An 18,468-nucleotide genomic window follows, 5' to 3' on the forward strand; every position below is an offset into this window, starting at 1 on the left:
GACCCTCGCCATGACCGCTGTTGATGCCGATACCGCCCGCAAGCGCGCCGCCTTCCGCCAGCTGCACGCCCAGGGCTGCTTCGTGCTGCCCAACCCATGGGACGTGGGCAGTGCGCGCTATCTGCAGCGGCAGGGCTTCCAGGCGCTGGCCACCACCAGTGCCGGCTGCGCGTGGAGCGAGGGCCGGCCCGATGGCGCCGTTTCGCTGGAAGCCACGCTGGAACACCTTCGCCTGATGGCGGGCGCGACGTCCCTGCCGTTGAACGCGGACTTCGGCGATGGTTTCGGTGCGACGCCGGATGCGGTGGGCGAGGCGGTGACGGCCGCGCTGGGCACCTGCATCGCCGCGTTGTCCATTGAAGATGCCAGTGGTGTGGCAGGGGCGCCGCTGCGGCCGTTGCAGGAAGCCGTGCAGCGCCTGGCGGCCGCGCGGGCGGCGATTGATCGCGCCGGTGCCGATGTACTGCTGGTGGGGCGCGCAGAGAACTTCTTCGTGGGCGTGCACGACCTTGAAGACACCCTGCAAAGGCTGCGCGCCTACGCCGCGGCCGGTGCCGACGTGCTGTACGCGCCGGGCATCACCACCCGCGAGCAGATCCGTGCCGTGGTGAGTGCCGCCGGGTCCACGCCGGTGAATCTGCTGGTGGGTGGGCCGACGCCGCTGACACTGCAGGAGATTGCCGAACTGGGCGTGCGCCGGGTCAGCCTGGGCGGCGCACTGGCGCGTGCCGCCTGGGGCGGCCTGATGCAGGCCACCGATCCGATCCTGCGCGGCGGCCGCTTCGATGGGCTGGAGCAGGCCGCGTCCGGTGCGGCATTGAACGACCTGTTCCGCTGACGCAAGAAGGGGGGGCAGCGCGCTTTGCTCAGTAGATCCACGCCAAGCGTGGATGGATGCGCGCCTCTGGGGTCAGAGCCCTTCTTCGAAGGGATCCGACCCCGATGCTTCCTCAGAACCGCGCGGTCGCGCCGATGAAGAACGTACGTGCACCGCCGTCGTAGTTGTTGCCTTCTTCCAGGGTGGACACATCGCCCAGGTTCAGCACTCCCGCGCGCAGGGTCAGGTTCTCGTTCACGTCATAACCGGTCACCAGGTCAACCGTGGTGTAGGCCTTGGCGAAGGTCGCACTGGACGAAGACACCAGCTGTTCGCCGATATGCTGCGCGCTCAGATTCAGCGACCACGCATCGGTGACATCCCAGTTCAACGACGTGTTGGCGGTGATCTTCGGCACCACCAGCAGGCTGGCACCGGTGGTGCGGTTCTTCGACTCCAGCATGCGCGTGGCGTTGGTGGTCCAGCTCAGGCGTTCGTGCAGCGGCACGGTCACGCTGGCTTCCACGCCGCGGGTGCGCGCCTTCTGGATGTTCTGCGCCACCGTCCACCAGAAGCCGTTGACGAAGCTGGTGGTCTGGCCGGGAATGTCGCGCAGCGGCACCTGCTCGATCTTGTCGTCGAAGTTGGTCAGGAAGTAGGTGGCCGACGCCGACCAGCCGTTCTGGTCGAAGCCCACGCCCAGCTCGTAGTTGGTGCTGGTTTCCGGTTCCAGGTTGGGGTTGCCGGCCATGTAGCAGCCGGTGGTGCCGTCGGCGCTGACCAGGCGGCTGTTCCAGCCTTCCGGCGTCAGGCTGCCGCAGCCGCGACCACCGGACTGGGTCGCGGCACCGGCCGTGCCCTGCTTCAGGTTGGGCGCGCGGAAGCCCTTGGACACGCCGCCGCGCACGGTCCATGCATCCGCCGGGTGCCACACGCCGTAGATGCGCGGACTGACGTTGTCGTCGTAGTTGTCGGTGTTGTCCCAGCGCACGCCCAGGGTCAGCACGAAGCGCTCGTGCAGGGTGATGTGGTCTTCGGCGAACAGCGCCCACGAGTCCGCTTCGCTGGTCGGGCTGATGCGGCTGCTGCCGGTCCAGGTCACCGGCACCGTGCCGATGGTGTCGCTGTTCTGCAGCTGCTCGCGCTTCCACTGGCCGCCCACGTTCAGGCTGTGCTCGAAGCCCCAATGGAAGCCGGTGGTGAAGGCGGTATCGAACACCGTTTCCTTCGAGTGGTTGCCCACCGCGCTGCCCTTGTCCTTGTAGTCGTTCTGCACCAGCGTGGTCTTGGACGTGGTGGTATCGCCGTAGCGACCGTCGTGGCCCACCACGTACCCGGTCTGCACCAGCTTGGACAGGCCCCAGGCATAGACATCGCCGGTGCCGGTGTTGCGCTGCACGCCGCGCGAGCCTTCCACGGTCAGCGCGTGGTCGTCGTTGAGGCGCCAGTGGAACTGCAGGTTGGCATTCTCCGCCTTGCTGCCGGGGGTCTGGCCTTCCAGGCGATCGGATTTGCGGTCGGTCACGTTGGCGCCGATGCGCACGCCCAGGTTCTCGGTCAGCGGGCCGCTGAACAGCGCGCCCATCTGCGTGGTGTCACCGCGCGTGGACGCGTCGGGCATGCTGTGGTTGAGGGTGACCGAGCCGCCCCAGTGGTCGGCGATCTTGCGGGTGATGATGTTGATCACGCCACCCATCGCATCCGAACCGTACAGCGAGGACATCGGACCGCGCACCACTTCGATGCGTTCGATCATGTCCGGCGACAGCCAGTTCAGATCCTGCGGACCCAGGTCGTCGCGGTAGTTCACGCCGGACGAATTGCCCTGGCGGCGGCCGTCGATCAGGATCAGCGTGTACTGCTCGGGCAGGCCGCGCAGGCGGATCTTCGACTGCGCGCCGCTCAGGGCATAGCCACCGGTCACGCCCGGCACGGTGCTCAACAGCTGGCCTATGCTGGTGACCGGCTTGCGCTCGATCTCCTCGCGGCTGATCACGCTGATGCTGGCCGGTGCATCCTTGATCCACTGCTGGGCGCCGGTGGCGGTGACCACCACGGTGTCCATCTGCTTGGCCGACGACGCATCAGCCGAAGCATCGGCGTGGGCGGTGGTGGCAAGGGCGAGGCCGATGGCGGCGGCAAGGGCGGCAACGGAACGGCGGGAACTGAAAACGGTGTGCGACATCGCGCAGTACTCCTGGTGAGGGTCCACTGGCGATGGCTGGGACGTCCGTGTGGGGGTTTCAACAATCCTTAACAATCGTATCACGAATCATTCGCATTTGATGCGAAGTGACACATGGCGTAATGGGCGAGCACGCCCCGCGCAGGCGAAAACAGCGTCCTGCGCGCTGCACTGGTAGATCGGGATTCACTAGTTACTATTGGTAGCTAATGAAATCGGAGACTCTTCCATGCGTAGTCTGATCGTCACCGCCCATCCTGATCCCGCCGCGCTCACCCATGCGGTGGCCGCGCGCATCGGCCATGCCATCGCCGCTGCAGCGGCCAGCAACACGGTGGTCCTGGCCGATCTGGCCGCCGAGGGCTTCGATCCGCGCTTCAACGCCGATGACATCGGCCTGTTCCGGCAGACCGGCGCGGTGCCGGCCGATGTCGCTGCCGAGCACGCCCGTCTGGATGCAGCCGACACCCTGGTGCTGGTCTACCCGCTGTACTGGTGGTCGTTCCCGGCGCTGCTGAAGGGCTGGATCGACCGCGTGTTCACCCAGGGCTGGGCCTATGCAGATGGCACCGACGGCAAGGTGGAGAAGAAACTGCAGCGGTTGCAGGTGCACCTGGTCGGCATCGGCGGTGCCGGTGCGGACATGATCCAACGCCGCGGCTACGGCGCGGCGATGAAGACGCAGATCGACATGGGCATCTTCGATTACTGCGGCGCCCGCGTGCGTTCGTCCACCCTGCTGCTGGATGCAGACAGCGGGCAGGCACAGGCGCAGGCGCATCTGCAGACCGCCACTGACATCGGCCGTACCATAGGCACACCTGCCTGATGATGTAGAGCCACTGCATGTCCACCGCCGCCACGCCCACCCGCCGCCGGATGTCGCGCGAACAGCGTGGCCGCCAGCTGCTGGACGTGGCCTGGACCCTGGTGGGCGAGGAGGGCACCGATGCGCTCACCCTGGGGCGGCTGGCCGAAGCGGCCGGGGTGACCAAGCCGGTGGCCTACGATCACTTCATCACCCGCAATGGCCTGCTGGCCGCGCTCTACGCGGATTACGACCAGCGACAGACCGCCGTGTTCGATGCGCGCATCGGCGCGGCGCCTGCCCAGCTGCGTGAGCGCGCACAGGCCATTGCTTCGGGCTACATCGACTGTGTGCTGTCGCAGGGCAGCGATATCCAGGCGATCCTCGCTGCGTTGGCTGGCTCACCCGAGCTGCGTGATGTGCGCCACCGCTACCAGCAGGACTTCGTCGACCAGTGCGCGCAGTGGCTGGGCCCGTTCGCCGATGGCGGCGATGTGCCGGTGGCCGGGCGCTGGGCGATCCTGGGTGCGGCCGAGGCCTTGTCCGAAGCGGTGGCTGCCGGCGCGCTGCTGCAGCCGGCGGCGGAAGCGGAACTGCAGCAGATGATTGTCGACATCGTCAGCCGCGCGCGCTGACGCCCGCCTCTGCCTGCAGGCGCCTGAAACCTTCCTGCAGGCACTGCTGCACCCAGGCATTGCGCAGCTCACGGCTGGGCGCGCCCAGGGTGATGTTGATCAGCCGCTGCACCGCGTCTTCGCTCCCGCGCCGTGCGGTCGCCGCCAGGCAGAAGCCGGCCGCACGCGTGTAACCGGTCTTCAGCCCATCGACGCCGTCGCTGCCCAGCAGGGTGTTCTGGTTGTCCCTGCAGAACGTGCCGTGGCTGAAATGGCGCTGTGCAGTGATGGCCAGCACCTGTGGATGATCGGCCAGCAGGCGTGCGGCCAGCATCGCCATGTCGTGCGCGGTCGATACATGGCCCGGCGTGGTGATGCCCGAGACCGAGACGAAGTGGGTATCGCGCAGCCCCAAGGTTGCGGCCGCATCGTTCATCCGCTGCACATAGGTGGCCTGCGAACCGGCGAGATGGCGGGCCAGCGCCAACGCCGCATCGTTGCCGGACACGACCATCAGGCCTTCCAGCAGATGGCCCAGGGTGACACGCTCGCCGGGCACGAGTCCCATCCGCGTTTCATCGTCGGCTACTTCATGCACGTCACGCACATCGATGGCTGTATTGTCCGTCCACGCATGGTCACCGCGTGCGACGGCTTCATAAGCCACGAACGCGGTCATCAGCTTGGTCAGCGAAGCGGGCGCACGCGGCGCAACGGCGTCGTGCTGCTGCAGGATCTGCAGCGTGGCGGCATCGAGGGTGATCGAGGAAAGTGCCGGTATCGGCGAAGCAGGCGAGGACATCATCAACACGATAGCGCGCAGCACGCGGGCGGAAAAGCCGCACGAATCTGCAACATTGCAATGATATAACGTGCCGCTGTTGGCGGTGTCGCCGCCTCTCGCATTGCAGGAATGCCCATGACCCGACCCCTCGCGCGACGCTGGCTGTGCCCGTCGATCCTGGCTGCGCTGGCCGCACTCACCGGCTGCCAGCCCAATGCGCGCCCCGATGCGCAGGCGACCACCGCTGCGACCACCGAAGCGCGCCCGCACAATGTCATCGTGATGATCAACGATGGCGCCGGCTGGGGTACCTGGGACGCTGCCGCGTACTGGCAGTACGGTAGCCGCGAAGGCGCGCCCTATGCCGGTTTCCCGCAGCGCCTGGCCGTGACCACCTTCCCGTTGAACGCCAGTGGCCAACCCACCCGCGATGACTCGCAGCGCATCGGCTACGACGCCGCCAAGGCCTGGGACACCACTGCCGTGCCGGCTCAGGATCTGCCGTTCGTCGCTTACCAGTACCTGGCCGCCGTTGCGACCGACAGTGCCGCGGCCGGCACCGCGCTGTCGTCCGGGGTAAAGACCTACAACAACGCCATCAACTACAACAACGATGGCCAGCCGGTCGAGTTCAACACCCTGCGCGCCAAGGCGCTGGGCATGGCCACCGGCGTGGTCACCTCGGTGCCGTTCCCGCACGCCACGCCTGCGGCCTTCGCCGCGCAGAGCGAATCGCGCAACAGCTACCACCAGATCGCACACCAGATGCTGGCCCAGGGCCACATGGATCTGGTGATGGGCACCGGTGGCCCGGGCTACAGCGTCGATGGCAAGCCCTGCGTGGACGGCATGGACAAGACCGCTGCCGAAGGCTGCCAGAACCCGTGGGAATGGGTGTCGCAGCAGGATTGGCAGCATCTGGAAGCGGGCATCCCGGTGGGCAACAATCCGGCCGGCGCCTGGCGCCTGATCCGCAGCAAGGAAGATTTCGCCGCGCTGGCCGACGGCCGCCTGCCGGCCGACCGCCCGCTGATCGGCGTGCCGCGCGTGGCCAACACCCTGCAGCAGGCGCGCCAGCTGCCCGTAGTCGGGCGCGATGCCGCCACGCCTTCGGGGGTCAAGAAGATCGACAGCGTGCCGGATCTGGCGACCATGACCCGCGGCGCGCTGCGCTTCCTGCAGCAGCGCTCGCCGCAGGGCCTTTTCCTGATGGTGGAAGGCGGTGCCACCGACTGGGCCGCCCACACCAGCGCCTGCGGTACCGAGTGGCACTACGGCGCCTGCACCGACCAGCCGCAGTACGGCCGGCTGATCGAGGAGACGGTCGAGTTCAACGACGCGGTGTCGGCAGTGGTGGCGTGGATCGAGCAGAACGGTGGCTGGGAACGCAATCTGCTGATCGTCACCACCGACCACGACAACAGCATGCCGATGGGCCCGAACGCGCAGCAGGTGGCCTTCGAGCCGGTGCGCAACAACGGTCGTGGGCAGATGCCCGGCATGAGCTTCCGCCCCACCGGCAACCATTCCAACGGCCTGGTGCCGCTGTGGGCCAAGGGTAACGGCGCTGAACTGCTGGGCCAGCGCGTGCGCGGCGTGGATGCCGGTTACCGCCAGCACGTGCGCTGGAACGACGGCAGCTACATCGACAACACCGATGTGGCCAAGGCCGTGCAGGACGCCCTGCAGCGCTGATCCAACCACGGTAGAGCCGGGCCTATGCTCGGCTGTCTTTCGCGGGAACCTTGCACACGGCAGCCGAGCACAGGCTCGGCTCTACAGAAGGCAGCGCCCTTACCGCACGAGCGTCACCGCCTGCCCGGCGCGCGCGAACGCCTCGGCCAGCAGCGGCCCCTGCTTGATCGTTTCCACTTCCGCAAACAGCGCCTGCAGCGCCTCCGCCGGGCGCGAGGCCGGCGCGGCCACGGCCTGCTGGATGGCGGTGAAGCGGTCCGCCAGCACGCGATGGCCTGCATGCGCCCCGGCCCACGCCTGCAACGGCTGGCGCACCCCGGCCGCCGCATCCAGCCGCTGCTGGTCGAACAGTTCGATGGCCGCCGCCGAGGTGTCGGCACGTTCAATCCGCGCGTGCTTCATTTCACGGCTCAGGAACAGGTCGTAGGCCGCACCGCGGCCCACGGCGATGCGAACGCCTTCGCGGTCCAGGTCGACCACCGTGCGTGCCGCGCTGTCTGCACGCACCAGGTAGGTGCCTTCAATCTCCACATAGGGCGCACTGAAAGCGATGCGGTCGGCGCGCGCCGGATCCACCGCCAGAAAGGCCAGATCCCATCCATCTTCGGCAGCGGCGGCCACCACCGATGCGGCGGCGTCGTGGCAGGTGAAGCGCGCCTGCACGCCCAGCCGCTGCGCCAGCGTCGTGGCCAGTTCCACCGAAGGGCCACGCGGCGAACGCGCATCGCCCTGGGCCAGTACCGGGTTGCCCAGGTTGATCGCCACGCGCAGGTGACCGTGGGGTGCGAGCGCAGCGCGATGATCGGACAGCGGCATGGGGCACTCCGGAGAACACGGGGAGCTCCAGCATGCCACCGGCGGCGTGCGTGCCGCGTGCGCTCAGCCCTGCGCAGCGAACGTGCCGTGGAAGCCCAGCGGTACCGCATACGGCAGCCAGCCCTGCGCCAGCGGGCCGTCCTGCACGTGGCGCGCGTCCAGCACTGCGATGCCACTGCGCTTGTTCACCGGATCCAGCAGGGTGCCGACCAGCCAGCCATCATCCGGGTTGCGGCTGCCGGGGCGGGGCACGAATACGTGTTCCTCGGCCATGATGTCGCTGCCATAGCGCCACACCTGGCGATGCCCGCGCTCCACGTCGAAGGCGGCGACCGCATTGAAGTACGGCGTGCTGGCCGCACCCTCCACCGTGGGCGCATACAGGCGGGCAGCGCGGCGGTCGGGCGTGCGCGGGTCGAACAGCGGGAACTCCACCGTGCTGATGCCGGTGTCCTGCCACCGTGCCTTGCCACGGCGCAGGTCCAGCTGCAGCTCGACCAGGCTGCTGTGGCCGTTGGTCGCATGGGCGCCGTCACCGGCCATCGCTTCCTTCATCGGCGAACGGGCCTCGTCCATGTTGTCGCGGCGCACCGCGCGCAGCGCGATGCCATCCCGGGTCCGGTAGGCATCGCCGAAGTGGTAGATCGCCGCGAACGGGGCCTCCAGCCACTGCGCCTTGTCCGGCGCATCCTTGGACACCACTGCGATGTTGGCCGCGCGCTGCGGTGCGAACTGCATGCGTTCGAAGAAGCTGCCGCCGCTCTCGTTGAAGTCGAACGGCGCCAGGACGAACACCAGATGCTGGTCGGTCATGCTGAAGGCATGCAGGTAGCCGCGGCCGGGCGTGGCGATCACATCGGCGCTGATCAGCTGGCCGTCCTTGCCGATGTGCCAGACCAGCAAGCCGGCCCCGCCCATCAGGCTGATCGAGCCGAAGTTCCAGATGCTGCCGTCGCGGTCCACCAGCGGGTGCGCCGAGAACGGCAGGGCCGCCAGGTCCGGGCGCCAGGTCACCGGGCCGATGGTTTCCAGAGAATCGGGATGCACCTCGAACGCCGAGCCGGATTCGCACAGCGCGAACAGGCGCCCATTGAGTGACATCACCGAGGTGTTGGCCACGTTGGCGTCGTCGTTGTTGCGCACGGCCTGCGCATTGGGGACGCTGGTGCCGGCGGCGGGGTAGAGGAAGCGCCCGGCTTTCTGTTCGCGTGTGAACTTGGGCGTGGCCACCATGCGTGCGCGATGGGTCAGGCTGCCATCGCCGTTGAAGTGCCAGCCGTGGACCATGCCGTCGCCGTCGAACCAGTGGTCGTAGCGCAGGTTGCCGCGCTCGCTCCAGGCCGGGCCGTTGCGGTACAGGGTGCCGGCCAGGCCAGCGGGCAGCCGGCCCTGCAACTGCACCGTGGCCGGGCCCAGTGTCTCGCTGCTCACCCCGCGCCAGCCCATCAGCCACGGATGCGCCTGCAGGCCCTGGGCGAACTGCGCCGGGTCGTTGGCGAAGGCCGGGGCGCTGCGCAGGGCGGTGGCGCCCAGCGCCAGGCCGGCGGTGCTGGTGATCAGGGTACGGAGGAAGCGGCGGCGATCCATGGCGGGCCTCGGTGCAGGAAGGAAAATCAGCGCAGGGTGATGTCGATGGCGGTACCGGCCGCCGGCACCGTGAAGCGCGCCTCCTCGAACGTCGGCTTGCGCATCACCTGCGGATTGTTGCTGAAGCCATAGCCTTCCACCGGCATGCCGACCAGGTTGGTGTCGAGCTTGCCGTTGTCGTTCTCGTCGTGGGTCAGCAGCACGGCGTAGTTGCCGGCCGGCAGATCCTTGAAAGTGAAGTGCAGGCTGTCGCCCTGCGGGCGGGTCTGCTGCGCCTGCACTGGCGCAGCCTTGCCGTTCCACGCCTCCTCGGAGGACACCAGCGCGGCGCGCAGGGTACCGCTCTGGGCGCGGATGTCGTGCACGTTCACGGTCAGGTCGGCGGCGTGGGCGGTACCGGCCAGCAGCAGGCCGGCGAGCAGGGAGCAGGTCAGGGCAGTGCGTGTCATGGCGGCGGTTCCGGTCGAGGAGTGGGGCCAGTCTGCGGCGAGCCGCGGGTGGGGTTCAGGGCCAGTGGTCATCGATTCGACGTGCCAGAAGTCACTTTCTGCGCCGGACCCATTGCCGGCCGGGCACGGCGACCGGCAGCATGCGCCCATGCCCAGCCTGCTCCGCCATCTGTTGCGTCCGCTCAGCCTTGCCGGCGTGGTCACCGTGCTGGTGGTCGGCCTGTCGTTCGGTGGTCGGCCGGGCGTGGGCCTGCGCTGGACCGTGCTCGGCGCCTTCCTGCTGCTGTTCGTGGTGCATGCGCGGTTGCCCACCCGGCATGGCCTGCGCGCCATCGCCGCGGTGCTGCAGGCGCTGTTGGCCCTGGCCGTGGCGGCGCTGGAACCGCGTACCGGAACCGCGCCGGTGCTGCTGGTGGTGCTGATCGCGCAGCTGGCCGAGCACTGGCCGCCGCGGTTCGTGGTGGCCCTGGCCCTGCTGGCCAACGTGGGCCTGTATGCCGTGCTGCGGCACAGTGGCTTCAGCCAGCCGCTGCTGGTGGTGCTGCTGTATGGCGGCTTCCAGGCCTTCGCCGCGCTCACCGCGCACTATGCGCGCAGTACGGCGCTGGCCCGCGACGAGCTGGCCCGGGTCAATGCCGATCTGCTGGCCACCCGTGCCCTGCTGGCCGACAGCGCCCGCGATGCCGAGCGCTTGCGCCTGGCGCGCGAGCTGCACGACGTGGCCGGGCACAAGCTCACCGCCATGCGCCTCAATCTGCGTGCACTGGCCGCCGATCCCACCCTGGCCGGGCGCGAGGGCCTGCATACCGCCGAACAGCTGTCCGGCGAACTGCTGGCCGACATCCGCCAGGTCGTGCAGTCCATGCGCGATGACCGCGGCCTGGACCTGGACACCGCCCTGCACGCGCTGGCCGCGCCGTTCCCGCGCCCGCGCCTGCAGCTGCAGATCGGCGAAGGCGTGCGGGTGACCGACCCGCGCATGGCCGAGACCGTGCTGCGGCTGGTGCAGGAAGCCCTGACCAATGCCGCCCGGCACGGCGATGCCGATACCGTGTGGTTGACCATGAGCGAAGAGGATTCCCAGTTGCGTATCGATATCCGCGACGACGGCCAGCGTGCCGAGCGCATCCGCGAGGGCAACGGCATCGCCGGCATGCGCGAGCGCCTGGCCGATGTGCACGGGCGGCTGGAACTGGCCCGTACCGAACACGGTGGCATGCACCTGATCGCGCGGTTGCCGGCATGAGCGGCACACCGATCCGGGTGGCGCTGGCCGATGACCAGGCCCTGGTCCGCGCCGGTCTGCGTGCGCTGCTGCACGGGCTGGGCGTGCAGGTGGTGCTTGAGGCTGAAGACGGCCAGGCGCTGCTGGACGCGTTGGCCACGCAGACGGTGGACGTGGTGCTCAGCGATATCCGCATGCCGGGGCTGGATGGCATCGAGGCTCTGCGTCAGCTGCGTGCGCGCGGCGATGCCACACCCTGCCTGCTGCTGACCACCTTCGATGAAAGCGACCTGTTGTTGCGTGCCAGCGAGGCCGGTGCGCAGGGTTTCCTGCTGAAGGATGCCGCGCCGGCCGACCTGCGCGAAGCGATCGAACGGGTAGCGGCGGGCGAAACCCTGCTGCTGCCGGTCAGCACCGACGCGGTGCGCTCGCGCTACCGCTTCCACGATGACGCGCCGCCCAGCGATACCTTCGGCGAACGTGAAGTGGCGATCCTGCGCCTGCTGGCCGGTGGCTACAGCAACAAGGAAATCGCGCGCAGCCTGTTCCTGGCCGAAGGCACGGTGAAGAACTACGTGTCCACCATCCTCGACAAGCTCGGTACCCGCGACCGCACCCGCGCGGTGCTCAAAGCCATTACCCTGCGCATCATCTGAGGTGGTGTGGTGTGTCGATGAACCCTGTCATGCATGTCGAGATTCCGGTGGCCGATCTGGCCCGTGCCATCGCGTTCTACCAGCAGTGGCTGCAGCTCCGGATTGAAGCCCCGGTGGCCGTGCATGACTGCCTGATGGCCTATCTGCCGTTCGAGGACGACGCGGCCGGCGCCAGCATCGCCCTGGTCCACGGCGCGGATTACCGCCCTTCCGAGCAGGGCGCGCGCATCTACATTGGCGTGGAGGATCTCGATACCAGCCTGGCCTGCGCGCTGCAGGCCGGCGCCGCATTGCGGTTCGGTCCCGCCCAGGCTGGCCAATGGCATGTGGCGGAAATTGCCGACAGCGAAGGCAACCGCATTGCCGTGCAGGCCCCGATAGTGGCCTGACCCCCTCTGTAGGGCCGAGCCCATGCTCGGCTGGCTTTGATCGCGCTTTTCGAAAAGCAGCCGAGCATGGGCTCGGCTCTACACCGCCGTGGTCTGCCACCGCTGCAACCAATCGGCAATGGCCGGATCCAGCCGCCGATCGTCCGGCAACCGTATGCCAAAGCCCTCCTGCAGCACCTGCCGTACATCGGCCACATCGCGCAGCGCCCGCTTGTCCGGCGCCTGGCCCGCCCGGTACTGGGTGTAGTTGCCGCTGCCGAGGGTGCGGCGCCAGTCCGGCCCGGTCAGGGATGCGCGCAGCTGGCCCGGGAAACTGGAATGCGGGTGCGTGCACACATACCAGTTGCCCACCTCGTTATCGACCGGCGCCGGGGCGTGCAGGTCGAAGCGGTACAGAGCCCGCCAGTCGTCGCCGCTGCTGGCCGCCAGCAGGAAATCACCGTCCTCCAGCCGCTGCAGCCGATAGCACTCTTGCGGCGTGTCCTGCGCAGCCGTTTCCCGCAGTCGCAGGGGCACGGTCGGGGTCAGGCTGCCGAAGCCGGTATCCACCAGCCAGTCCTCACCCTCCAGCGTGACCCGGATCAACAGATGCGTGCGCGGGGTCAGTTCACCTGCGCCGGCCGACAGCAGCACCCGCGCACTGAGCGCCTGCGCCTCGAAGCCCAGCGCCTGCAGCAAGGCCAGGAAGGCGCCATTCAGTTCGAAGCAGTAGCCGCCGCGCTGCGCCTGCAGAAGCTTGTGCTGCACGCTGTCCAGATCGATCTGCACCGCATCGCGCAGCAGGCTGGTGATCGTTTCGAACGGCAGCAGGGCGTTGTGCCGCTGCTGCAGCAGGGTCAGCCCTTCCAGGGTGGTGGGTGGCGCGGCGTCCAGCTGCAGGCGCTGCAGGTAGCGGGGGATATCCAAGGGGGCCATGGCGGTGCGGGGGCAGGGGCGGACGCCCACTGTGCAACCGCAACCGGGGTTGAGGTCAAGGCCGGCGCGCCGGTGTCATCCCCCGGTCGCCTGCGGCCGGTACAAAGGCCGCGACCGCCGGGGGCCACCCGGCAGGGTCGAAAATAATCCTAAAGTCCCGCTCAGCCAGGCCGATACCGATGCGTCATTCTGCCTGGAGTCTGTCATGTCGACCGTGGTCCCTCGCCTCCGGTCCCTGCGCACCCACCTGGAGGGCGTGCGCTCGGTGTTCCCTGGCCTGCTGCTGTGGCTGCAGCCACACCGGCTCAGCGTAGCCAACAAGCTGAAGGCCACCCTGTGGGTCTGCGGCCTGGGCCTGGTGGCCATTGCCGGCGTGTATGCCTGGACCGGGCATACCAGCGCGCAGGCGGCGCGCAGTCAGGCCAGCTACCAGCGCGGCAGTGATCTGGCAGCGGCGCTGGCCACCCGCGTGGCCGAAGCACGGCGGCTGCAGACACAGTATGCGCGCAGTTTCGATGATGCCGACCGCAGCCAGCTGCTGGCGACCCAGCAGGAGCTGAAGCGCGACCTGCAGGCGCTGCGCGCGATGCCGATGGATGCCAGCCGGCGCAAGGCGCTGCAATCGTTGGCCGAATCGGTCGATGCGTTCTCCCAGGGCATCGCCGCGCTGTTCGAGCGCGTGGATGAAATGGGCCGTGGTGACGCCGGGCTGGGCGCACAGCTGCAGCAGGCGGCCGACACGCTGCAGGCGCAGGTGGAGGCGCTGCAGCGGCCGGCGCTGGAGCTGCACGTACAGAAGATGCGCCGGCAGGAGGCCCTGTTGCTGCTGGATGGCGATTCCACCCATGCCGATCGTGCCAGCGAGGAGAAGCTGCCCTTCGATCTGGCCCTTGCCGGCCTGCCGGCCGAGGCGCAGGAAAGCGTGCGGGCCGCGATGGATGCCTATCAAGCCGCGTTGCTGGGGTATACCGCTGCACGCGTAGGCCTGGACGTGGAAGCACAGTCGTTGCTGGATACGGCAGCCGGCGTCGCCCCGGCGCTCGCCGCCTTCCAGCAGGCGCAGGTGGCTGCGCTGTCGCAGGCCCAGGCACGCCAGCAGGCCGGTGCGCGCACCATGAGCGTGCTGTTCGCCACCACCCTGGCGCTGGTGGCCGGGGTGCTGATCACCAGCCTGGTACTGGTGCTGCGTGCGGTACGCCGGCCGATCCAGGACACCCTGCGTTTCGCCAGCGACATCGCCGATGATCGGCTGGACACCACGCTGCGCGTGCACAACGCCAACGACGAGATCGGGCAGCTGGCACAGCGCCTGGTCGACATGCAGCAGCGGCTGCGTGCGCGCATCGAGCAGGAGCGCGCGGTGGCCCGTGGCAACACCCGCGTGCGCCAGGCGCTGGACAGCGCGCAGACCGGGTTGATGGTGATCGATGCCGACGGCCTGGTGGCCTATGCCAATCCCGCCCTGCTGCAGCAGCTGGCCGTGCCGGCCGATGCACTGCTGGGCAGTGACGCGCTGCGCCTGCACCCGGCCATGTCCAGCCTGGCGGGTGCGCGCCGCCGCGAAGAACGCGAGATCAGTCATCTCGGCGTACGCTACCAGCTCATCGCCAATGCCATCGTCGATGACGGGCAGTTCCTTGGCGTGGCGGTGGAGTGGCGTAGTCGTGCGCTGGAAACCCTGCTGGAAACCGAAGTGGCCGCGCTGGTCGATGCCGCCGCACACGGCGATCTGCACGGCCGCATCGCGCTGGAGGGCAAACAGGGCTTCGTGCGCACGCTCTCCACCAGCATCAACCATCTGCTGGCCACCTTCGAAACCAACCTGGGCGACCTTCAGACCTTGCTGGCCGCACTGGCGCGGGGCGACCTGAGCGTGCGCATGGAAGGCGAGCTGCAGGGCGTGTTCGCGCGCATGCGCGACGACGCCAACGCCACCGTCGGCCAGCTCGGCCGCATCGTCACCCGCATCCAGCAGGCCACCGCGCGGCTGGATGTGGGCGTGGGCGAGATCGTTGCCGGCCACCACGACCTGTCCCAGCGCACCGAGCAGCAGGCGGCCAACCTGGAAGAAACGGCGGCGTCCATGCACGAACTGACCGACACCGTTGGCCGCAATGCCGATGCCGCCGGCCGCGCCGATGCCCTGGTACAGGGCGCGGCCGCCGTGGCCGCGCGTGGTGGCCAGGCGGTTGGCCAGGTGGTCGCGACCATGCACGGCATCAGTGCGGCCTCACGTCGCATCGGCGACATCACCCAGTTGATCGATGGCATCGCCTTTCAGACCAACATCCTGGCGCTGAATGCCGCAGTGGAAGCTGCGCGCGCCGGCGAACAGGGTCGCAGCTTCGCGGTGGTGGCCTCGGAAGTACGGCTGCTGGCCCAGCGCAGCGCGGATGCGGCCAAGCAGATCAAGGGGCTGATCGAGGATTCGGTAGCGCGCGTCGGCCAGGGCAACGTGCAGGCCGAGCAGGCCGGCACCACCATGGGCGAGATCGTCGGCAGCGTGCAGCAGCTGGCTGAGCTGCTGACCGGCATCCGCAGCGCCTCGCAGGACCAGCATGCCGGCATCGCGCAGGTGAACCAGACCATCGTGCAGATGGAATCGAGCACCCAGCGCAATGCCAGCCTGGTGGAAGAGGCCGGGGCATCGACGGCACAGATGCAGGCGCAGGTGCAGGCCCTGACCGAAGCCGTATCGGCGTTCCGTCTACAGCCCGAGCGGCGCCCGCGCGTGGCGGCGTGATGGCCTGATCGCCTTCGCCGGGCATGGCCCGGCGCTACCTTTGAACCCAATGACGGGTAGCGCCGGGCCATGCCCGGCGAGCGAACTCAATACACGTCGCGCCGGTAGCGCCCGTTCTCCAGCAGCGCTTCCACCGCTTCATCACCCAGTGCCGCGCGCAGTACCTGGTCCACGCCTTCGGCCATGCCCTGCAGTGAACCACACACGTGGATCACCGCGCCGCGTGCCAGCCACGCCTGCAGTTCTCCGGTCGCGGCCTGCAGGCGGTGCTGCACGTAGCCGCCGCCGTCGGCATCGCGCGAGAACGCCAGGTCCACGCGGGCCAGGTGGCCATCGGCCTGCCACTGCTCGATCTCATCGGCAAACAGCTGGTCGTGCGCGCGCTGGCGCTCGCCGAACAGCAGCCAATGGCCGTGTTCGCCGTGCTGGGCTGCTTCGCGCAGCAGGCTGCGCAGGCCGGCGATGCCGGTACCGTTGCCGACCAGCACCATGGGCGTGCCGGCCTGCCGATGGAAACCCGGGTTGCGGTGCACGCGAGCGGCAATGCTGCTGCCCAGCGGCGCATGCAGGGCCAGCCAGCCCGACCCCAGGCCGGGCCGCCCGGCGGCGTCATGCACCAGCCGCACCACCAGTTCCACGGCGCCATCGGCCGCGCACGAGGCGATGGAATACTCGCGGCCTGGCAGCGTAGGCAGGCCGGCCAGCCACAGCGCGGCGTCCTGCACCGGCAACGCTGCGCCCTCGTTGGGCAGCAGGCGTTCGCTGGCCAGTTGCAGAAGGGTGCGGGTGCCCGCGTCGACCCGCAGCGGCTGCAGCGGATCCACGCCGTGGGCTTCCAGCACGGCGGCGCTGCGTTGCACGTCGTTGCGGGGTGCGATGTGCAGGATGTCACCGGCCTGCCAGGCGGTGTCGGCCGGCGGCGCCAGGCGGATCTTCCAGATCGCTCCGCCCAGGCTGCCGGGGTTGAGCTGCTCGCGTGCCAGCAGCTGCCAGTCGTGCATCTGCGTGGCCGGTGGCAGCACGCTGTCATCGGTGGCGATGCCGGTCAGTGCACCCAGTTCGCGTTGCCACTGGCGCAGTGCCACCACCGAGGCGGCATCCACATCGATGCGCGCGAACAGCGCCTGCGCACCGTTGCGTGCCAGCCACGCGTCCACCTGCGCACCAAACGCGCAGAAGTGCGGGTACTGGCGATCTCCCAGGGCGAGCACGCCATGGCGCAGGCCGGACAGGTCCGCGTCCTGCGCCAACAGCTGGCGCGCCAGGCGGCGCGCGCTGTCCGGCGGTTCGCCATCACCGAAGGTGCTCAGCACGAACAGCGCCTGCGGCGTGTCCTGCAGCAGCGCTGCCGTCACCCTGGACAGCGGCAATACCTGCACCGGATGGCCGGCCGCCTGCAGCTGTGCAGCCGCACGCCAGGCCAGCTGCTCGGCCAGCCCGCTCTGGCTGGCGTGGATCACCCGCCACGGCGTGCCTTCCCCGCTGGCCACCGTGCCGGGCAGGGTCTGCCGCAGCGCACGCGCGGCCCGCTGGCTGCGCCTGCGGTCCAGGTACAGCATCCAGCCGGTGATGAAGAACAGGCACATGGCCAGGCTGCTGAGCATCACCACCACGCGCCCGGGCATGCCGAAGTAGCTGCCCGAATGCAGCGCGAACATGCTGGTGGCCAGCTGCCCGCCGACCCCCTGGCGTTCATAGGGGCGTGCATCGAGGATGGCACCACTGGCCGGGTCCAGCTGCAGCAGATCGTGCGCGCGGTCGTGATGCCCGCCACGCTGTGCCGGATCCCCGGACATCACCCGCACGTTCAAGGCCTGGCCGGGCTTTTCCGGCAGGCGCAGATCGATGAAGCCGGTGCGCACGCCCGGCTGCGCGTACAGGCGGGTTTCGACACGGCGCAGGTCCAGTGCGGCGTCGGCGGCCACCTTGTGCTTGGCTGCCGGCACCACGCCCAGCGCCGCATTGGCCGCGCTGCGGTACCAGTCGAACGACCACCACAGGCCGGTCAGCGCGCTCATCAGGTAGATCAGCAGCACCCAGGTGCCGATGACCGAATGCAGGCTCCACAGGAAGCTGCGGCCGCTGCGCTTCCATTCCACCACCCACCAGCTGCGCCAGTGCCACCAGCGGCGGGGCCAGCGCAGGTAAAGGCCGGACAGGGTGAAGAACAGCAATGCGATCGCGCAGCTGCCGGTGATCAGCTTGCCGCGCTCGCCGGCCACCATGTGCCGGTGCAGGTCTTCGACGAAATCGAAGAACGCCTGGCCGCGCAGGCGGCTGAAGCGCTCGCCGCTGTAGGGATCGAAATAGACCCAGTGGTCCTTGCCGCCGGCGAAGCGCGCGACCGATGGCCGCTGGCCGGTGGCATCCACGCGCAGGCGTTGCAGCGGCCGGTCGGTGCCGGCCTTCAGCAGCGGCACCAGCTCGCTCAGGGGCAGCGGCTGCTGGCCTTCGGCGTGGTGTTCGGCGATGGCGGCGAAGCCGGGATTGGCCGCGCGCAGCAGCTCATCCTCGAAGGACAGCGTGGCGCCGCTGAGGCCCATCAGGGCCAGGACGGTGCCGGCCGTGATGCCCAGCAGCCAGTGCAGTTGGAACAGGACGTTCTTGAACATCGGGGAGGGGGCCGTCGAGGCTGCCGCCGGCATCCTGCGCAACAGCAAATGAGAATTAATCCGTAATTCTCCGGGGGCTGATGGGCTACGGTCAAGGAGGGGTTTGTTGCAGGGCTTGCAGCCCTGAACCCGCTCAATGCAACGGCAACGGCCAGAGCCGGAGCAACGGCAGA

15 protein-coding genes are annotated in these 18,468 nt (G+C 68.9%); 8 read left to right on the forward strand and 7 right to left on the reverse strand.

Annotation, left to right across the window (positions count from 1 at the left end; genetic code table 11):
* The first annotated feature begins 10 nt into the window (after positions 1 to 10).
* Positions 11 to 838, forward strand: a complete 828-nt coding sequence (locus ACM2ZB_RS17560) for an isocitrate lyase/PEP mutase family protein (protein ID WP_416056392.1) — start codon at positions 11 to 13, stop codon at positions 836 to 838.
* A 112-nt stretch (positions 839 to 950) separates the two neighbouring features.
* Here ACM2ZB_RS17560 and ACM2ZB_RS17565 read toward each other — a convergent pair whose 3' ends face one another.
* Positions 951 to 3,002, reverse strand: coding sequence for a TonB-dependent receptor domain-containing protein (locus ACM2ZB_RS17565; RefSeq protein ID WP_416056393.1), 2,052 nt, complete (start codon positions 3,000 to 3,002; stop codon positions 951 to 953).
* Positions 3,003 to 3,231: 229 nt separating this feature from the next.
* On the opposite strand from ACM2ZB_RS17565, the gene ACM2ZB_RS17570 reads away from it, so the two are divergent.
* Together ACM2ZB_RS17570 and ACM2ZB_RS17575 are read left to right on the forward strand one after the other, a co-directional pair.
* Entirely contained in the window at positions 3,232 to 3,831 is a 600-nt protein-coding gene (locus tag ACM2ZB_RS17570; RefSeq protein ID WP_416056394.1) for an NAD(P)H-dependent oxidoreductase, read from the forward strand.
* A gap of 17 nt (positions 3,832 to 3,848) precedes the next feature.
* On the forward strand, positions 3,849 to 4,445 hold the full coding sequence (locus ACM2ZB_RS17575) for a TetR/AcrR family transcriptional regulator (protein ID WP_416056395.1): 597 nt from the start codon (positions 3,849 to 3,851) through the stop codon (positions 4,443 to 4,445).
* Here the strand turns inward: ACM2ZB_RS17575 and ACM2ZB_RS17580 are convergent.
* Positions 4,429 to 5,226: a D-alanyl-D-alanine carboxypeptidase family protein gene (locus ACM2ZB_RS17580; RefSeq protein WP_416056396.1), complete on the reverse strand. Its 798-nt coding sequence runs from the start codon at positions 5,224 to 5,226 to the stop codon at positions 4,429 to 4,431. The genes ACM2ZB_RS17575 and ACM2ZB_RS17580 overlap by 17 nt on opposite strands.
* Positions 5,227 to 5,343: 117 nt before the next feature.
* On the opposite strand from ACM2ZB_RS17580, the gene ACM2ZB_RS17585 reads away from it, so the two are divergent.
* On the forward strand, positions 5,344 to 6,903 hold the full coding sequence (locus ACM2ZB_RS17585; protein WP_416056397.1) for an alkaline phosphatase: 1,560 nt from the start codon (positions 5,344 to 5,346) through the stop codon (positions 6,901 to 6,903).
* Between the two features lie 99 nt (positions 6,904 to 7,002).
* Here the strand turns inward: ACM2ZB_RS17585 and ACM2ZB_RS17590 are convergent, their stop codons facing one another.
* From ACM2ZB_RS17590 to ACM2ZB_RS17600, 3 genes are all read right to left on the reverse strand, one after another.
* Positions 7,003 to 7,719, reverse strand: coding sequence for a transporter substrate-binding domain-containing protein (locus ACM2ZB_RS17590; protein WP_416056398.1), 717 nt, complete (start codon positions 7,717 to 7,719; stop codon positions 7,003 to 7,005).
* Between the two features lie 63 nt (positions 7,720 to 7,782).
* A complete protein-coding gene (locus ACM2ZB_RS17595) occupies positions 7,783 to 9,306 on the reverse strand; it encodes a carotenoid oxygenase family protein (RefSeq protein ID WP_416056399.1) in 1,524 nt (507 codons plus the stop codon).
* Positions 9,307 to 9,332: 26 nt separating this feature from the next.
* Positions 9,333 to 9,755, reverse strand: a complete 423-nt coding sequence (locus tag ACM2ZB_RS17600) for a DUF2141 domain-containing protein (protein WP_416056400.1) — start codon at positions 9,753 to 9,755, stop codon at positions 9,333 to 9,335.
* 148 nt (positions 9,756 to 9,903) lie between these two features.
* On the opposite strand from ACM2ZB_RS17600, the gene ACM2ZB_RS17605 reads away from it, so the two are divergent.
* The 3 genes from ACM2ZB_RS17605 to ACM2ZB_RS17615 are packed head-to-tail and all read left to right on the forward strand — an operon-like array spanning position 9,904 to position 12,025.
* Entirely contained in the window at positions 9,904 to 11,001 is a 1,098-nt protein-coding gene (locus ACM2ZB_RS17605) for a sensor histidine kinase (RefSeq protein ID WP_313440770.1), read from the forward strand.
* A complete protein-coding gene (locus tag ACM2ZB_RS17610) occupies positions 10,998 to 11,636 on the forward strand; it encodes a response regulator (protein ID WP_416056401.1) in 639 nt (212 codons plus the stop codon). The genes ACM2ZB_RS17605 and ACM2ZB_RS17610 overlap by 4 nt, the downstream gene beginning before the upstream one ends.
* A 17-nt stretch (positions 11,637 to 11,653) precedes the next feature.
* Entirely contained in the window at positions 11,654 to 12,025 is a 372-nt protein-coding gene (locus ACM2ZB_RS17615) for a VOC family protein (RefSeq protein WP_416056402.1), read from the forward strand.
* A gap of 78 nt (positions 12,026 to 12,103) precedes the next feature.
* Here the strand turns inward: ACM2ZB_RS17615 and ACM2ZB_RS17620 are convergent, their stop codons facing one another.
* A complete protein-coding gene (locus ACM2ZB_RS17620) occupies positions 12,104 to 12,940 on the reverse strand; it encodes an arylamine N-acetyltransferase family protein (RefSeq protein ID WP_416056403.1) in 837 nt (278 codons plus the stop codon).
* Between the two features lie 205 nt (positions 12,941 to 13,145).
* Between ACM2ZB_RS17620 and ACM2ZB_RS17625 the strand changes: the two genes are divergently transcribed.
* On the forward strand, positions 13,146 to 15,683 hold the full coding sequence (locus ACM2ZB_RS17625) for a methyl-accepting chemotaxis protein (protein WP_416056404.1): 2,538 nt from the start codon (positions 13,146 to 13,148) through the stop codon (positions 15,681 to 15,683).
* Positions 15,684 to 15,769: 86 nt separating this feature from the next.
* Here ACM2ZB_RS17625 and ACM2ZB_RS17630 read toward each other — a convergent pair whose 3' ends face one another.
* Positions 15,770 to 18,295, reverse strand: a complete 2,526-nt coding sequence (locus ACM2ZB_RS17630) for a PepSY domain-containing protein (RefSeq protein WP_416056405.1) — start codon at positions 18,293 to 18,295, stop codon at positions 15,770 to 15,772.
* Positions 18,296 to 18,468: the final 173 nt, after the last annotated feature.

The sequence above is a fragment of the Stenotrophomonas maltophilia genome (genome assembly GCF_047782825.1).
In the GTDB taxonomy this organism is placed as follows: domain Bacteria; phylum Pseudomonadota; class Gammaproteobacteria; order Xanthomonadales; family Xanthomonadaceae; genus Stenotrophomonas.

Excerpts from the sequence above, each read along its gene's own strand:
- ACM2ZB_RS17560 (WP_416056392.1), top strand. The coding sequence starts at position 11 with ATGACCGCTGTTGATGCCGATACCGCCCGCAAGCGCGCCGCCTTCCGC.
- ACM2ZB_RS17565 (WP_416056393.1), bottom strand. The coding sequence starts at position 3,002 with ATGTCGCACACCGTTTTCAGTTCCCGCCGTTCCGTTGCCGCCCTTGCC.
- ACM2ZB_RS17570 (WP_416056394.1), top strand. The coding sequence starts at position 3,232 with ATGCGTAGTCTGATCGTCACCGCCCATCCTGATCCCGCCGCGCTCACC.
- ACM2ZB_RS17575 (WP_416056395.1), top strand. The coding sequence starts at position 3,849 with ATGTCCACCGCCGCCACGCCCACCCGCCGCCGGATGTCGCGCGAACAG.
- ACM2ZB_RS17580 (WP_416056396.1), bottom strand. The coding sequence starts at position 5,226 with ATGTCCTCGCCTGCTTCGCCGATACCGGCACTTTCCTCGATCACCCTC.
- ACM2ZB_RS17585 (WP_416056397.1), top strand. The coding sequence starts at position 5,344 with ATGACCCGACCCCTCGCGCGACGCTGGCTGTGCCCGTCGATCCTGGCT.
- ACM2ZB_RS17590 (WP_416056398.1), bottom strand. The coding sequence starts at position 7,719 with ATGCCGCTGTCCGATCATCGCGCTGCGCTCGCACCCCACGGTCACCTG.
- ACM2ZB_RS17595 (WP_416056399.1), bottom strand. The coding sequence starts at position 9,306 with ATGGATCGCCGCCGCTTCCTCCGTACCCTGATCACCAGCACCGCCGGC.
- ACM2ZB_RS17600 (WP_416056400.1), bottom strand. The coding sequence starts at position 9,755 with ATGACACGCACTGCCCTGACCTGCTCCCTGCTCGCCGGCCTGCTGCTG.
- ACM2ZB_RS17605 (WP_313440770.1), top strand. The coding sequence starts at position 9,904 with ATGCCCAGCCTGCTCCGCCATCTGTTGCGTCCGCTCAGCCTTGCCGGC.
- ACM2ZB_RS17610 (WP_416056401.1), top strand. The coding sequence starts at position 10,998 with ATGAGCGGCACACCGATCCGGGTGGCGCTGGCCGATGACCAGGCCCTG.
- ACM2ZB_RS17615 (WP_416056402.1), top strand. The coding sequence starts at position 11,654 with ATGAACCCTGTCATGCATGTCGAGATTCCGGTGGCCGATCTGGCCCGT.
- ACM2ZB_RS17620 (WP_416056403.1), bottom strand. The coding sequence starts at position 12,940 with ATGGCCCCCTTGGATATCCCCCGCTACCTGCAGCGCCTGCAGCTGGAC.
- ACM2ZB_RS17625 (WP_416056404.1), top strand. The coding sequence starts at position 13,146 with ATGTCGACCGTGGTCCCTCGCCTCCGGTCCCTGCGCACCCACCTGGAG.
- ACM2ZB_RS17630 (WP_416056405.1), bottom strand. The coding sequence starts at position 18,295 with ATGTTCAAGAACGTCCTGTTCCAACTGCACTGGCTGCTGGGCATCACG.